This window comes from Pseudomonas sp. Teo4 (assembly GCF_034387475.1).
Taxonomy (GTDB): Bacteria; Pseudomonadota; Gammaproteobacteria; order Pseudomonadales; family Pseudomonadaceae; genus Aquipseudomonas.
Genome location: NZ_JAXCIL010000002.1, coordinates 1943689 through 1958218, shown reverse-complemented (window position 1 = coordinate 1958218; position 14530 = coordinate 1943689). Strand labels below are relative to the sequence as shown.

General features: G+C 62.5%; 13 protein-coding genes. 10 read left to right on the top strand and 3 right to left on the bottom strand.

Features of this window, described 5'->3' with window-relative positions; translation table 11 throughout:
- Positions 1-27: 27 nt before the first annotated feature.
- Entirely contained in the window at positions 28-912 is an 885-nt protein-coding gene (locus tag PspTeo4_RS25335; protein ID WP_322366474.1) for a helical backbone metal receptor, read from the bottom strand.
- Positions 913-1061: 149 nt separating this feature from the next.
- Here PspTeo4_RS25335 and PspTeo4_RS25330 point away from each other — a divergent pair, with 149 nt between their 5' ends.
- Positions 1062-1379 carry a Rieske (2Fe-2S) protein gene (locus PspTeo4_RS25330; RefSeq protein WP_322366473.1) on the top strand — a complete coding sequence of 106 codons (318 nt, stop codon included), beginning with the start codon at positions 1062-1064 and terminating at the stop codon, positions 1377-1379.
- On the opposite strand, the gene sfsA is transcribed toward PspTeo4_RS25330, so the two are convergent.
- Positions 1369-2082 carry a DNA/RNA nuclease SfsA gene (gene sfsA, locus PspTeo4_RS25325; RefSeq protein ID WP_322366472.1) on the bottom strand — a complete coding sequence of 238 codons (714 nt, stop codon included), beginning with the start codon at positions 2080-2082 and terminating at the stop codon, positions 1369-1371. The two genes, PspTeo4_RS25330 and sfsA, sit on opposite strands and share 11 nt — an antisense overlap.
- Positions 2082-3254, bottom strand: coding sequence for a pyridoxal phosphate-dependent aminotransferase (locus tag PspTeo4_RS25320; RefSeq protein WP_322366471.1), 1173 nt, complete (start codon positions 3252-3254; stop codon positions 2082-2084). Before PspTeo4_RS25320 ends, sfsA begins: the two co-directional genes overlap by 1 nt.
- Before the next feature lie 210 nt (positions 3255-3464).
- Between PspTeo4_RS25320 and dksA the strand changes: the two genes are divergently transcribed.
- The 9 genes from dksA to panC all read left to right on the top strand — a co-directional run bounded on the left by dksA (position 3465) and on the right by panC (position 14262).
- Complete coding sequence (gene dksA / locus PspTeo4_RS25315) at positions 3465-3908, top strand: RNA polymerase-binding protein DksA (RefSeq protein ID WP_322366470.1); 444 nt, start codon at positions 3465-3467, stop codon at positions 3906-3908.
- A gap of 65 nt (positions 3909-3973) precedes the next feature.
- A complete protein-coding gene (gluQRS, locus tag PspTeo4_RS25310) occupies positions 3974-4861 on the top strand; it encodes a tRNA glutamyl-Q(34) synthetase GluQRS (RefSeq protein ID WP_322366469.1) in 888 nt (295 codons plus the stop codon).
- Between the two features lie 245 nt (positions 4862-5106).
- Positions 5107-5283 carry a hypothetical protein gene (locus tag PspTeo4_RS25305; protein ID WP_003250005.1) on the top strand — a complete coding sequence of 59 codons (177 nt, stop codon included), beginning with the start codon at positions 5107-5109 and terminating at the stop codon, positions 5281-5283.
- Positions 5267-8242 (top strand): sensor histidine kinase, encoded by a 2976-nt coding sequence (locus tag PspTeo4_RS25300; RefSeq protein ID WP_322366468.1) that lies wholly within the window; start codon positions 5267-5269, stop codon positions 8240-8242. Before PspTeo4_RS25305 ends, PspTeo4_RS25300 begins: the two co-directional genes overlap by 17 nt.
- 4 nt (positions 8243-8246) lie before the next feature.
- Positions 8247-9692 carry a sigma-54 dependent transcriptional regulator gene (locus PspTeo4_RS25295; protein ID WP_322366467.1) on the top strand — a complete coding sequence of 482 codons (1446 nt, stop codon included), beginning with the start codon at positions 8247-8249 and terminating at the stop codon, positions 9690-9692.
- 793 nt (positions 9693-10485) lie between these two features.
- Positions 10486-11874 carry a polynucleotide adenylyltransferase PcnB gene (locus tag PspTeo4_RS25290; protein ID WP_322366466.1) on the top strand — a complete coding sequence of 463 codons (1389 nt, stop codon included), beginning with the start codon at positions 10486-10488 and terminating at the stop codon, positions 11872-11874.
- Positions 11871-12350: a 2-amino-4-hydroxy-6-hydroxymethyldihydropteridine diphosphokinase gene (gene folK / locus PspTeo4_RS25285; RefSeq protein ID WP_322366465.1), complete on the top strand. Its 480-nt coding sequence runs from the start codon at positions 11871-11873 to the stop codon at positions 12348-12350. Before PspTeo4_RS25290 ends, folK begins: the two co-directional genes overlap by 4 nt.
- A 251-nt stretch (positions 12351-12601) precedes the next feature.
- On the top strand, positions 12602-13402 hold the full coding sequence (gene panB, locus PspTeo4_RS25280; RefSeq protein WP_322366464.1) for a 3-methyl-2-oxobutanoate hydroxymethyltransferase: 801 nt from the start codon (positions 12602-12604) through the stop codon (positions 13400-13402).
- Entirely contained in the window at positions 13399-14262 is an 864-nt protein-coding gene (panC, locus tag PspTeo4_RS25275; RefSeq protein ID WP_322366463.1) for a pantoate--beta-alanine ligase, read from the top strand. The genes panB and panC overlap by 4 nt, the downstream gene beginning before the upstream one ends.
- Positions 14263-14530: the final 268 nt, after the last annotated feature.

Below are 14530 nucleotides of genomic sequence, written 5' to 3'. Positions count from 1 at the left end.
ACAGCGTGCGCGGCTGAGTCCGCTGCTTCATTGGGCCTTGCTGTCCTTGGCCAAGGGGTAGAACACCTGCGCCAAGTCCTGCAGAGTGGCGGGCAGGCGCGGCCCCAGGCCCCCTACCAACAAGGTCGGGTCGAGCGAAACCAGCCGTTTGTCACGTACCGCCCGGGATGCGGCCAACGCCGGGTTTTCCTTGAGCAGGGCCTGCAACGCCTGTTCGCCACTCAGGGCGCGGTCGGAGAACACCACGACATCCGGGTCCAATGCAGCCAATGCTTCGACGGAAAAATTCTTGTAACCCTGATGCTCGGCAAGGTTACGCCCTCCGGCCTGGCGCAACACCCAGTCACCCGAGGTGCCCTGCCCGGCAATCAGCGGCTTGGCGCCCGCATGGCCAACCAACAGCAAAACGCCTGGCGCCTTTTGGCTGGCCTGGGCTTGTTGGACCTTCGCCTGCAGCGCTGCAAGCTGCTGGTGATAGTCTGCGGTCAATTCAGAGGCCTTCTGCTGTGCCCCGAGCAATTTGCCCAAGTGCCTGAGGTTTTCATCCACGGCAGCCAGTTCGGCCTTGCCGGAGAACAGTTCAACCTGTACGCCTGCCTTGCGGATTTGCGCCAGCACCGGCGGCGGCCCCATTTCTTCGGTGCCGACCAGCACATCCGGACGCAGGCTGAGGATGCCTTCGGCCGACAGTTGCCGCTGATAGCCGATGCTCGGCAAGGCTTTCAGCGACTCGGGATGCTGACTGGTGGTATCGACACCAACCAGACGCTGCTGGCCACCCAGCACACTGATCCATTCACTCAGGGAACCCCCGGCGCTGACCCAGCGCTGCGGCAAATCGGTGGCCAGGGCCTGGCTTGAAAGCACAAGGTTTGTGCACAAGGCGATCAGGGCTGCGAAACGGCGCATCATCGAATTCCTTCTGAAGGCGGGCCACGCGCCTTGTGGCGGGCGGCGGAACTGCGCACCATAGGCAGACTGGCGCAGCGAGTGCCGGCAATTTGATAATTATTCGCATTAAAGCGTCAAGCCATGACGTTGTTACATGGAACTACCCTGCCATGCACTTCCTTTGTACCTCTCACGGGCTACTCGAAGGCCAAAGCCGCGCCTTCAGCGTAGACGGCACCGCAGTGTTCGGCGTTCGCCGCCGGGGCCATGTGTACCTGTACCGTAACCGCTGCCCGCACCGCGGCATCCCCTTGAACTGGGCAGAGGACAGCTTTCTCGATGACAGCGCCAGCCTGATCCACTGCGCCCATCACGGCGCCTTGTTTCTGATCGAAAGTGGCGAATGCGTGGCCGGCCCCTGCGAGGGCGAGGCATTGGAGAGCCTGGGCTGCCAGGAAGACAGCCAGGGCATCTGGCTTACGGATTGAGCAGCACCGGCAATGGGCGGTCGATGACGATCTGTTCGGCGTCCAGACGGGCGCCGTAGGCCAGCACCTCGACCCCATCGGCCACGGCTGCACGCAGGGCATTGGCGTAGGCCACATCGATTTCCTCGGCGGGGCGCACAGCCTCCACGCCAGAGAGGTTGACGCAGTACAGCTGCACCGCCCTCACCCCTTGCCGGGCCAGAGCAGCCAACTCACGCAGGTGCTTGGCGCCACGCTGGGTCACGGCATCGGGGAAGGCCGCGACAGAGGTGTCCGGGTAGCCCAGGGTCACACTCTTGACCTCGACGTAGGCCGGGCCATCGGCGAACTCCAGGCGAAAATCCACGCGGCTGCGCTCTTCGCCGTACGCCACCTCGCGCTTGAGTGCGGTGAAGCCGGCCAACTCATGGATTACGCCCGCCCGCAACGCTTCTTCAACCAGTGCATTGGCCCGACCGGTGTTGACGCAGGCCAGGCGCCCTTGGGGCGTCTCACTGATCTCCCAGGTGCCGGGCAGCTTGCGCTTGGGGTCGTTGGAACGGCTGAACCAGACCTGCCCGCCTTCACGCATGCAATTGAGCATGGAGCCGGTATTGGGGCAGTGAATCGTCAGTTGCTCGCCGCTGGCCAGTTCGATGTCGGCCAGAAAACGCTTGTAGCGGCGCAGCAGGCGCCCTTGTTCGAGTGCAGGAGAAAAGCGCATCAGCCTTGCCAGCTCCGCAAGCCACGCTCAATGCGCTGGACCGCCTCTTCCAGACGCGGCAGGCTCTGGGTATAGGCGAAGCGCACGTGGTGACCGGCCAGGTGGCGACCAAAATCCAGGCCCGGGGTAAAGGCCAGGTGCTCGGTCTCCAGGAAATGCCGGCAGAAGGCGAAGGCATCGCCGCCAAAAGCGCTGATATCGGCATAAAGATAGAAAGCACCCTGCGGCTCAACGGCAATCCGGAAGCCCAGTTCGCGCAGTGCCGGCAACAGGTAGTCGCGGCGACGGGCGAACTCTGCGCGGCGCTCCTCGAGAATTGCCAGTGTCTCGGGTTGGAAGCACGCCAATGCAGCATGCTGGGCCATGCTTGGCGCACTGATGTACAGGTTCTGCGCCAGTTTCTCCAGGTCAGCCACGGCACTCGGCGGCGCAACCAGCCAGCCCAGACGCCATCCGGTCATGCCGAAATACTTGGAAAAACTATTCAGGACAAACGCGTCGTCGTCGACTTCCAGCACGCTAGGGGCGTCCATGCCGTAGGTCAGGCCGTGGTAGATCTCGTCCACCACCAGATGGCCATGGTGCTCACGGGTGGCCTTGGACAGGCTGGCCAGCTCGTCACGGTTCAGCACAGTGCCGGTCGGGTTGGCCGGCGATGCGACCAGGGCGCCGACGGTGTCCTTGTCCCAATAACGCTCTACTAGATCGGCAGTCAGCTGGTAATTGACGTCCGGCCCTACCGGAACCAGTTGCGCACCACCCTCGACCAGGCGCAGGAAGTGGCGGTTGCAGGGGTAGCCAGGGTCAGCCAACAACCAGTGCTTGCCCGGGTCCACCAACAGGCTGCTGGCCAGCAGCAGCGCGCCCGAACCGCCTGGCGTGATCAGGATGCGCTCCGGGTCGACCGTGACGCTGTAGCGCTGGTGGTAAAAGCCGGCAATGGCCTCACGCAACTCAGGCAAGCCACGGGCGGCGGTGTAACGGGTATGGCCAGCTGCCAGCGCTGCCTGGCCGGCTGCGACGATGGGCGCGGCGGTGGTGAAGTCGGGTTCACCGATTTCCAGGTGGATTACATCGTGCCCCGCGGCCTGCAACTCGTTGGCCCGCGCCAGCAACGCCATGACATGAAAGGGTTCGATGGCGCGACTGCGCGCACTGTGGGTAAGGGCCATGACCTTCTCTCAATTGGGTCTAAACTGTGGATTCTACCTCTGTGCAGCACCGAACGTACGGCTTGCGCCGCTGTCAACCGCTAGGATCGGGCGGGGTAGCGCACCCCCGATCTATCTGGTAAGTTCGGCGGCTCGCAGTCGCAGGGCCGGCGGGTGCCGGAGATGGAGCAGCCTGCGCATTGGATCAGATGAGTGAGAGGCGGTCTATTCATGTCCACCGTAGAAAAGCAAAAAGTCCAGACCATGTACGGTGTCGAGCCTTACGTAGAGACCAAAGGTGAAACGTACATGGGCGAGCCCATGAAAAAGCACTTCACCAAGCTGCTCAATGCCTGGAAAGGCGAGCTGATGGTCAGTGTGGATCGCACCGTGGACCACATGAAGGACGAAGCAGCCAACTTCCCCGACCCGGCCGACCGCGCCAGCCAGGAAGAAGAATTCGCCCTGGAGCTGCGTAACCGCGATCGCGAGCGCAAGTTGATCAAGAAAATCGACAAGACCCTCGACAAGATCAAAGACGACGAGTACGGCTGGTGCGACTCCTGTGGCATCGAGATCGGCCTGCGTCGTTTGGAAGCCCGTCCGACCGCCGACCTGTGCTTCGACTGCAAGGAAATCGCTGAGAAGAAGGAAAAGACCGTCGGCAAAGGCTGATTCTTTTCCCATCCGAACGGGGCGCATCATGCGCCCCGTTTTCATTTATACGACCTGTACGGCCCATGAAAGACTCCCGCTACATCGGACGCTTCGCCCCCACCCCCAGCGGCTTCCTGCACTTTGGCTCGCTGGTCGCCGCCCTCGCCTCCTGGCTCGACGCCCGCGCCGTCGATGGCCGCTGGCTGCTGCGCATGGAAGACACCGACCCGCCCCGGGAAATGCCAGGTGCCCGCGACGCAATCCTGCAGACGTTGGAACGCTACGGGCTGGAATGGGATGGCGAGGTGGTGTTCCAGAGCCAACGCCATGATGCCTACGCCGCCGTGGTCGACCGCCTGTTCAACATGGGCCTGGCCTACGCCTGCACCTGTTCACGCAAGCAACTGGAAAGCTACAACGGCATCTACCCAGGTTTGTGCCGTAACGCAGGGCATGGGCGCGAGGGCGCGGCGATTCGGCTGCGGGTGCCCGAGCTCATCTACCGCTTCACTGACCGGGTACAAGGTGAGTTCCAGCAGCATCTGGGTCGTGACGTGGGTGACTTCGTCATCCAGCGCCGCGATGGGCTTTACGCCTATCAGCTGGCAGTGGTGCTGGACGATGCCTGGCAGGGCGTTACCGACATCGTGCGGGGCGCCGACCTGCTCGACAACACACCGCGCCAGTTGTACCTGCAGGAGTTGCTGGGGTTTTCCCAACCGCGTTACCTGCATATCCCGCTCATCGTGCAGCCAGACGGGCATAAGCTGGGCAAGTCGTACCGCTCGCCGCCGCTCGAGGCGGACCAGGCGACGCCATTGTTGTTGAGGGCGTTGCGGGCGTTGGGGCAGCAAACCGACCCTGAGCTGGAGCGGGCAAGCCCGGCCGAGGTTTTGGCGGTGGCCCGGCAACAATGGAAGCCGGAGGCGATTGCGCGGCGAACCACGGTGCAAGAGGCTGATTTGCGCTGAGGCCGTTGCGGACCTATCGCCGGCAAGCCGGCTCCTACAGGAGCTGCAGTGATCTCAGGATCGTCGCAGCCCATGTGGGAGCCGGCTTGCCGGCGATAGGGCCGCAAAAAACACCACAACTCAAAAAATCAAAAGCCCAATAAATTCAACCCCTTGGCGAACACCCCCTTCTACCGCTAGCATCGCCCCAGCCATTTGCGCCAATAATAAGTCCAAGCCCGCAGCGCCCAACCATCGAGGCCAGCATGTACATCTATCGTTTGGTCCTGCTTCTGGTCGTGGGGATCTACCTGTTCTCCCCGGCCATCATGGACTGGTGGATCGAACCGACCGGTGCCTGGTACCGCCCTTACCTGCTCTGGCTGATCCTGATCGTCGTCACCTTCATCCTGCAGAGCCAACGAGATGCCGATGAGCTTTAGCCTGACCCAGATGATCCTGATCAGCGCCGCGTACCTTCTGGTGCTGTTCGGCGTGGCCTGGATCAGCGAGCGAGGGCTGATTCCCCGCTCCATCATCCGCCACCCCCTGACCTACACCCTGTCGCTGGGCGTATACGCCAGCGCCTGGGCCTTCTACGGCTCGGTGGGCCTGGCTTACCAGTACGGCTATGGCTTCCTGGCGTGTTACCTGGGGGTGTCCGGCGCGTTCCTGCTCGCACCGGTGCTGCTCTACCCGATTCTAAAGATCACCCGCACCTACCAGCTGTCATCGCTGGCCGACTTGCTGGCATTCCGTTTCCGCAGTACCTGGGCCGGCGCACTGACCACGGTGATCATGCTGATCGGTGTATTGCCGTTGCTGGCCCTGCAGATCCAGGCGGTCGCAGACTCGATCAGCATTCTCACCGGAGAGCCGGTCAAGGCACGGGTAGCATTCGCCTTCTGCGCGCTGATCATTCTGTTCACCATTTTCTTCGGCTCGCGCCACATAGCCACCCGGGAAAAACACGAAGGGCTGGTGTTCGCCATCGCCTTTGAATCGGTGATCAAGCTGCTGGCTCTGGGCGGCATCGGTTTGTACGCCCTGTATGGCGTGTTCGGAGGCCCGCACCAGCTCGAGGTGTGGCTGCTGCAGAACCAGACGGCCCTCGCGGCGCTGCATACGCCGCTGCAGGAAGGGCCATGGCGCACCCTGCTGCTGGTGTTCTTCGCCTCGGCCATCGTCATGCCGCACATGTACCACATGGCCTTCACCGAGAACCTCAACCCGCGCTCGCTGGTCAGCGCCAGCTGGGGCCTGCCACTGTTCCTGCTGCTGATGAGCCTGGCGGTGCCACTGGTGCTCTGGGCCGGTTTGCGCCTGGGCGCCAGCACCAACCCTGAGTACTTCACCCTGGGCCTGGGGATCGCCGCCGGCAACCCGGCACTGGCATTGCTGGCCTATGTCGGCGGGTTGTCGGCCGCCAGCGGCCTGATCATCGTCACCACCCTGGCACTGTCGGGCATGGCGCTCAATCACCTGGTGCTGCCGCTCTACCAGCCACCGGCCGAAGGCAATATCTACCGTTGGTTGAAATGGACCCGTCGTGCGCTCATCGTGGCCATCATCACCGCCGGCTTCATGTTCTACCTTACCCAGAACAACCACCAGAGCCTGGCCAACCTCGGCATCGTCGCCTTCGTCGCCACCTTGCAGTTCCTGCCCGGCGTGCTGTCGGTGCTGTACTGGCCGACCGCCAATCGCCGCGGCTTCATCGCCGGTCTGCTGGCGGGCACCCTGGTGTGGATGGTGACAATGCTGTTGCCGCTACTGGGCAACCTGCAGGGCTTCTACATTCCGCTGCTGGACATGATCTACGTGCTGGACGACACCAGCTGGCACATGGCGGCCATCGCCTCGCTGGCGGCCAACGTGTTGTTGTTCACCCTGATCTCGCTGTTCACCAACGCCAGCAGCGAAGAAGCCAGTGCCGCCGAAGCCTGCGCGGTAGACAACGTACGCCGCCCGCAACGCCGCGAACTGCATGCTGCCTCGCCCCAGGAGTTCGCCACCCAGCTGGCCAAACCCCTGGGCGCCAAAGCCGCGCAGAAGGAAGTCGAGCAGGCTCTGCGCGATCTCTACCTGCCTTTCGATGAGCGCCGCCCGTACGCCCTGCGCCGCCTGCGTGACCGCATCGAAGCGAACCTGTCGGGCTTGATGGGCCCCAGCGTGGCCCAGGACATGGTCGAGACCTTCCTGCCCTACAAGTCCGGCAACGAGAACTATGTCACCGAAGACATCCACTTCATCGAAAGCCGCCTGGAAGACTACCACTCGCGCCTGACCGGCCTGGCCGCCGAACTCGATGCCCTGCGTCGTTACCACCGCCAGACCCTGCAAGAGCTGCCCATGGGCGTCTGTTCGCTGGCCAAGGACCAGGAAATCCTGATGTGGAACAAAGCCATGGAAGAGCTCACCGGCATTGCCGCCAAGCATGTGGTGGGCTCGCGCCTGGTCACCATCGGCGAGCCCTGGCGTGGCCTGCTGCAAGGCTTCATCAATGTGCCCGACGAACACCTGCACAAGCAGCGCCTGGCTCTGGACGGCCAACCCCGCTGGCTGAACCTGCACAAGGCGGCCATCGACGAGCCGCTGGCCCCAGGTAACAGTGGCCTGGTGCTGCTGGTCGAGGACCTCACCGAGACCCAGGCGCTGGAAGACAAGCTGGTGCACTCCGAGCGACTGGCCAGCATCGGCCGCCTGGCTGCTGGCGTGGCCCACGAAATCGGCAACCCGATCACCGGCATCGCTTGCCTGGCGCAGAATCTGCGCGAAGAGCGCGAAGGTGACGGCGAAATCATCGAGCTGTCGAGCCAGATCCTCGAACAGACCAAACGCGTGTCGCGCATCGTCCAGTCGCTGATGAGCTTCGCCCACGCCGGTGGCAGCCACCAGAACAGCGAAGAACCGGTGTGCCTGGCTGAAGTGGCCCAGGATGCCATTGGTCTGCTGGCGTTGAACAGGCGCAACTTCGAAGTACAGTTCTTCAACCTCTGCGACCCGGACCACTGGGCAGAGGGCGACCCGCAGCGCCTGGCCCAGGTGCTGATCAATCTGCTGTCCAACGCCCGCGATGCCTCGCCACCCGGAAGCGCAGTGCGTGTGCGCAGCGAAGTCAGCGAACATACCGTCGACCTGATCGTCGAGGATGAAGGCAGCGGGATCCCGAAAAACATCATGGACCGCTTGTTCGAACCGTTCTTCACTACCAAGGACCCTGGCGAGGGAACCGGACTGGGGCTCGCTCTGGTCTATTCCATCGTGGAAGAGCATTATGGGCAAATCACCATCGACAGCCCGGCCGACATCGAACGGCAACGTGGCACCCGGATCCGCGTGACCCTGCCCCGGCATGTCGTAGCGACGTCCCCTGAAATTCGAGACCGTCGAGAGAATTGAATCAATGCCGCACATTCTGATCGTCGAAGACGAAACCATCATCCGCTCGGCCCTGCGTCGATTGCTCGAACGCAACCAGTACCAGGTCAGCGAAGCCGGCTCGGTGCAGGAAGCCCAGGAACGCTTCAGCATTGCCACCTTCGACCTGATCGTCAGCGACCTGCGCCTGCCCGGTGCGCCAGGCACCGAGCTGATCAAGCTCGGCCAGGGCACACCCGTGCTGATCATGACCAGCTATGCCAGCCTGCGCTCGGCAGTGGACTCGATGAAAATGGGCGCGGTGGACTACATCGCCAAGCCATTCGACCACGACGAAATGCTCCAGGCCGTAGCCCGCATTCTGCGTGACCGGCAGAACGCACCCGCCGCAGCCCCTGTCACCGCCGAACCGCGCACCAATGGCAAAGCACCGCTGGCCGACAAAGGCGGCGTGGCACCGGCGAATGGTGAAATCGGCATTATCGGTTCCTGCCCGCCGATGCAGGATATGTACAGCAAGATCCGCAAGGTCGCGCCAACCGACTCCAACGTTCTCATTCAGGGTGAGTCGGGGACAGGTAAAGAGCTGGTGGCTCGCGCCCTGCACAACCTGTCGCGCCGGGCCAAGGCACCGATGATTTCGGTGAACTGCGCGGCTATTCCCGAGACCCTGATCGAGTCCGAACTGTTCGGCCACGAAAAAGGCGCCTTTACCGGTGCGAACGCGGGCCGGGCGGGGTTGGTGGAAGCGGCCGACGGCGGCACCCTGTTCCTCGACGAAATCGGCGAATTGCCGCTGGAAGCTCAGGCACGCCTGCTGCGCGTGCTGCAGGAAGGTGAAATTCGCCGGGTCGGCTCGGTGCAGTCGCAGAAGGTCGATGTGCGCCTGATCGCGGCGACCCACCGTGACCTGAAAAACCTGGCCAAGGCCGGGCAGTTCCGTGAAGACCTTTATTACCGCCTGCACGTCATAGCCCTGAAGCTACCCGCCCTGCGCGAGCGTGGCAGTGACGTCAACGAAATCGCCAACGCCTTCCTGGCGCGCCAGAGCGCACGCATCGGCCGTGACGACCTGCGTTTCTCGACGGAAGCAGAGCAAGCGATCCGCCACTACAGCTGGCCAGGTAACGTGCGCGAGCTGGAAAACGCCGTGGAGCGAGCAGTGATTCTGAGCGAGAGCCCAGAAATTTCCGCCGAGCTGCTGGGAATCGACATCGAGTTGAGCGACCTGGACGACGATATTCTTGACGACACGCCGCTCATTGCCGGCAGCAGCGCCAACAACGCCAGCCATGAACCCACCGAGGACCTGTCACTGGAGGACTATTTCCAGCACTTCGTCCTCGAGCATCAGGACCACATGACCGAAACTGAGCTGGCCCGCAAGCTAGGCGTGAGCCGCAAGTGCCTGTGGGAACGCCGCCAGCGCCTGGGCATTCCGCGGCGCAAGAGCAACGCCACCAGCGAATGACCCCATACCTCATCGCCGGCAAGCCAGCTCCCACAAGGACCGCAGCGATCCCAGGATCACCGCATTACCTGTAGGAGCCGGCTTGCCGGCGATGGGGCCTGAGAGAACACCGCACACCTCAGGTAACACATCAGTCCCCGCAAAAATCTGTTACCCACGCTGCTCCGGCGTAACAGTCCCCGAGGCGTACGGTAACGAAATTTCTACATTTTCAGCCCGCACGCTCCTGCCAAATCTCTCCAAACCCTTGATTTCATTGAGTTTCCAAAAGTTGGCACGGCACCTGCTATATGTTTGGTACAAGAACAATAACAAGCACTGCAACTCAGAATAAGAACAAGACGAAACGGCTCACGCACAATAAAAACAAGACGGCGGAGGCGCAGCTAACTGATTCTTTTGGAGAGGATGCGTGTTTGGGGCTTGCCCCACGACCAGGCAGAGAACAACAAAAACTGCACTAAAAAGCAGCGCCTGAACTGGTTGGATCGATTGATCAACGTGACATCAGCGTTCAAAGCAATCCGTTTGCTCTTAACCCCTGGATTGGGGGTCGTCCACAAGCTTCGAGATTTGTGGACAGGGCGCTCAACAAAAACAAGAAGCCCAGCAGAAAAACAATAAGAGCACGCAACGACTTCTTGGGGAGCTTAGGCTCCCCTTGTCGTTTCTCCCCTTCCAGCAGGCTTCCTGCTACCGCCTACACCATTCCCCGAGTAAATGCTAGAATCCCCGCCCATCATGCGGCCATTCTCCTATTCTTGGCCGAACATTCCTTCAAACAGTGCATCCCATGCTGAAGAAGCTGTTCCAGTCGTTCCGCCCGCCCGTACCGGGTCAGCACCACAGGCGCACCACGCCTGAGGTGATCAACAAGAGCCAACATTCGCTGCAACGCCACCAGTTCAGCCGCCATGCGGTGAATATCGTCGAGCGCTTGCAGAGTGCGGGCTACCAGGCATACCTGGTCGGTGGCTGTGTCCGCGACCTGATGCTGGGCATCACGCCGAAGGACTTCGACGTCGCCACCAGCGCCACGCCCGAACAGGTCCGCGCGGAGTTTCGCAATGCGCGCATCATTGGCCGCCGCTTCAAGCTGGTCCATGTGCATTTCGGCCGCGAGATCATTGAAGTCGCCACCTTCCGCGCCCCTCACTCCGAAGACGACCAGGGCGACAGCCACCGTTCGTCGCACAATGCCAGTGGTCGCATCCTGCGCGACAACGTGTACGGCACGCTGGAAGAGGACGCCCAACGTCGCGACTTCACCATCAATGCCCTTTACTACGACCCGGTCAGTGAGCGCATCCTCGATTACGCCAACGGTGTGCACGACGTCCGCAACCGCTTGTTGCGCTTGATCGGCGACCCGACCCACCGCTACCAGGAAGACCCGGTGCGCATGCTGCGCGCAGTGCGTTTCGCCGCCAAGCTCGACTTTGGCATCGAGAAGCACACCTTCCAGCCGATTCGCGAACTGGCCCCGCTGCTGCGTGACATTCCGCCAGCACGCCTGTTCGAGGAAACCCTCAAGCTGTTCCTGTCCGGCCAGGGCGCCATCGCCTTCGAGATGCTGGTCGACCTGAACCTGTTCGAGCCGTTGTTCCCGGCCAGCGCCCATGCCCTGGAAGAGCGACCGACCTACACCCACACCCTGATCAGCCAGGCACTGAACAACACCGACCTGCGAGTCAAGCAAGGCAAGCCGGTAACACCGGCCTTCCTGTTCGCCGCCCTGCTCTGGCCGGCCCTGCCGAGCCGCGTTCTGCACCTGCAGAACCAGGGTGTGCCGCCGATCCCGGCCATGAACGGTGCAGCCCACGACCTGATCGCCGAACAGTGCGCACGCATTGCCATCCCGAAACGCTTCACGCTGCCGATCCGCGAAATCTGGGACATGCAGGAACGCCTGCCACGTCGCAGCGGCAAACGTGCCGACGTGCTGCTCGACAACCCGCGCTTCCGTGCCGGTTACGACTTCCTGCTGCTGCGTGAAAGCGCAGGCGAGGAAACCGACGACCTCGGCCAGTGGTGGACCGACTACCAGGACGCCAATGACAGCGAGCGCCGCGAGATGATCCGCGAGTTGGGCAGCCGCGACGAAGGTACCGGTGCCGGCCCACGCAAGCGCAAACGCAGTGGCAGCAAGCGCAAGCGCAGCGGCGACGAGGAGTTCGATTGAACGCCCGCGCCTACATCGGTCTGGGTAGCAACCTGGACGAACCTGCCGAGCAACTGCGCAGTGCCTTGCAGTCGCTCGACCAGGTCGAAGGCTCGCGCCTTGTCGCCGCCTCCGCCCTGTACACCAGCGAGTCGCTGCTGCCCGGCCAACCGCGCTACACCAACGCCGTGGCCGCCCTCGACACGGTGCTCGAACCGCTGGCCCTGCTCGATGCCCTGCAGGCCATCGAAAATGGCCAGGGCCGTGTGCGCAAGGAACGCTGGGGCCCGCGTACGCTTGACCTCGACATCCTGCTGTTCGGCGACCATGTGCTCGACGTACCACGCCTCAAAGTCCCGCACTACCACATGCATGCGCGCCCCTTCGTGCTGTACCCGCTGGCCGAGCTGGTTCCGGCAGATTTCTGCCTGGCCGATGGCCGCGCCCTCTCGCAGTTACTCGAAGACTGCCCGTTCGTCGGCCTGGAACGCCTGTAATCCGGGCGTTCCAGACCTAGGTAACGCCAGTAACACCCTAATCGTAACAATGCGGTAACAGGGTGATTGACTTCCCCCACCTCGCTCACGACTATAGGCGTCCCGTGTGGCACCAAAATGCCGCATACCCGTATCTAGGCCCGGACGGACCTGTGCCCGAACATCACAAGCGATGATGTGCCGCTCCGGAAGATGACTCAACGTGTTGGTCGCAGTCGTTTTTCAAAGCGCCTGAACGAGGATTTTCCTAAATGCCTGAAGTAACCCTGACCACCCTGCATGGCCTGAAGGCCAAGGGTGAAAAAATCACCATGCTGACCTGCTACGACGCCACCTTCGCCAAGGTGGCCAGCCAGGCCGGCGTAGAAGTGTTGCTGGTGGGCGACTCCCTGGGGATGGTCCTGCAAGGCCATGACAGCACGCTGCCCGTCAGCACCGACGAAATGGCTTATCACACCGCCTGCGTCAAACGCGGCAACGAGGGTGCCCTGATCCTGGCCGACCTGCCGTTCATGGCCCACGCCACGCCAGAGCAAGCCTTCGCCAACTGCGCAACGCTGATGCGCGCTGGTGCTCATATGATCAAGCTTGAAGGTGCGGCCTGGCTGGCCGAGACCATTCGCTTGCTCGCCGAGCGCGGCGTACCGGTGTGCGCGCACATGGGCCTGACGCCGCAAACCGTCAACGTGTTGGGCGGTTACAAAGTGCAGGGCCGCCAGGAAGCCCAGGCGCGGCAGATGCGTGCCGACGCCATTGCCCTGGAGCAAGCCGGTGCGGCCATGTTGCTGCTGGAGTGCGTGCCAAGCGAGTTGGCCGCAGAGATTACCCAGGCAGTCAGCATCCCGGTAATCGGCATCGGTGCGGGAAGTGCTACCGACGGCCAGGTCCTCGTCTTGCACGATATGCTCGGCCTGTCCCTGAGCGGCCGTGTGCCGAAGTTCGTGAAGAACTTCATGACCGGCCAGCCAGATATCCAGAGCGCCCTCGCTGCCTATGTACAGGCAGTCAAAGAGGTCAGCTTCCCAGGTAGCGAACACGGGTTCAGCGCATGAATACAGTCAAGACCGTCCGTGAACTGCGTGCCGCCGTGGCGCGCGCTCGCGGCGAGGGCAAACGCATCGGCTTCGTGCCCACCATGGGCAACTTGCACAGCGGCCATGCCGCACTGGTGGTCAAGGCCGCCCAGCGCGCCGACTTCGTGGTGGCCAGCATTTTTGTCAACCCGCTGCAGTTTGGCGCCAACGAAGACCTCGACAAGTACCCACGTACCCTGGCCGCCGACCAGGAGCGCCTGCTTGAGGCAGGCTGTAACCTGCTGTTTGCCCCAACGGTCGAGGAAATGTACCCCGATGGCATGAGCGTGCAAACCCGCGTCAGCGTGCCGAACCTCTCCGAAGGCCTTTGCGGCGCCAGCCGGCCGGGGCACTTCGAGGGCGTGGCGACAGTGGTCAACAAGCTGTTCAACATGGTCCAGCCGGACCTTGCCGTATTCGGCGAAAAGGATTACCAGCAACTGGCTGTGATCCGCGCCATGGTGCGCGACTTGAACATGCCGATTCAAATCATCGGCGAGCCGACCGTACGCGCCGAAGATGGGCTGGCACTGTCATCGCGCAATGGTTACCTGACGCCTGAGCAGCGCTCTGTCGCGCCGGTGGTGTACAGCACCCTGAAACACATCAGTGAAAGCATTGTCCGTGGCCAGGTCGACTTCCCTGCGCTGGTCGAGGACGGCAAAGCTCGGCTGACCGCTGCCGGCTTGCGCCCGGACTACCTGGAAGTGCGCCACGCAGTGACCCTGCGGCCAGCAACTTTCGGTGACCGTGACCTGGTTATTCTGGCTGCGGCTTACCTGGGTAACACCCGGTTGATCGACAACCTGTACCTTCACCTGGACGAAAAAACCGCATAACCCTCCTGGGCTGCTTTGCAGCCCATTCGCCGCGGTTCGTCGCCACGACAAGCCGGCTTCTACAAGGTCATTGTGCTGCCTGTACCGGCCTCATCGCCGGCAAGCCGGCTCCCACAGTTAATGCGGTGATCTCAAGGTCGTCGCGGTCCCTGTGGGAGCCGGCTTGCCAGCGATTGGGGCGCAAAGCGCCCCCCACCAAATTCCCCCTCCCGCCCCCATTCCCAGCGCCAGCCCTTTGCCTATAATGATGGCCAGCCCGAACCCGGCA

Bases quoted from the DNA above. Each gene is read 5' to 3' on its own strand.
- PspTeo4_RS25305 (WP_003250005.1), top strand. From the start codon at position 5,107: ATGTACATCTATCGTTTGGTCCTGCTTCTGGTCGTGGGGATCTACCTG.
- PspTeo4_RS25320 (WP_322366471.1), bottom strand. From the start codon at position 3,254: ATGGCCCTTACCCACAGTGCGCGCAGTCGCGCCATCGAACCCTTTCAT.
- panB (WP_322366464.1), top strand. From the start codon at position 12,602: ATGCCTGAAGTAACCCTGACCACCCTGCATGGCCTGAAGGCCAAGGGT.
- sfsA (WP_322366472.1), bottom strand. From the start codon at position 2,082: ATGCGCTTTTCTCCTGCACTCGAACAAGGGCGCCTGCTGCGCCGCTAC.
- PspTeo4_RS25300 (WP_322366468.1), top strand. From the start codon at position 5,267: ATGCCGATGAGCTTTAGCCTGACCCAGATGATCCTGATCAGCGCCGCG.
- PspTeo4_RS25295 (WP_322366467.1), top strand. From the start codon at position 8,247: ATGCCGCACATTCTGATCGTCGAAGACGAAACCATCATCCGCTCGGCC.
- PspTeo4_RS25290 (WP_322366466.1), top strand. From the start codon at position 10,486: ATGCTGAAGAAGCTGTTCCAGTCGTTCCGCCCGCCCGTACCGGGTCAG.
- gluQRS (WP_322366469.1), top strand. From the start codon at position 3,974: ATGAAAGACTCCCGCTACATCGGACGCTTCGCCCCCACCCCCAGCGGC.
- panC (WP_322366463.1), top strand. From the start codon at position 13,399: ATGAATACAGTCAAGACCGTCCGTGAACTGCGTGCCGCCGTGGCGCGC.
- PspTeo4_RS25335 (WP_322366474.1), bottom strand. From the start codon at position 912: ATGATGCGCCGTTTCGCAGCCCTGATCGCCTTGTGCACAAACCTTGTG.
- dksA (WP_322366470.1), top strand. From the start codon at position 3,465: ATGTCCACCGTAGAAAAGCAAAAAGTCCAGACCATGTACGGTGTCGAG.
- PspTeo4_RS25330 (WP_322366473.1), top strand. From the start codon at position 1,062: ATGCACTTCCTTTGTACCTCTCACGGGCTACTCGAAGGCCAAAGCCGC.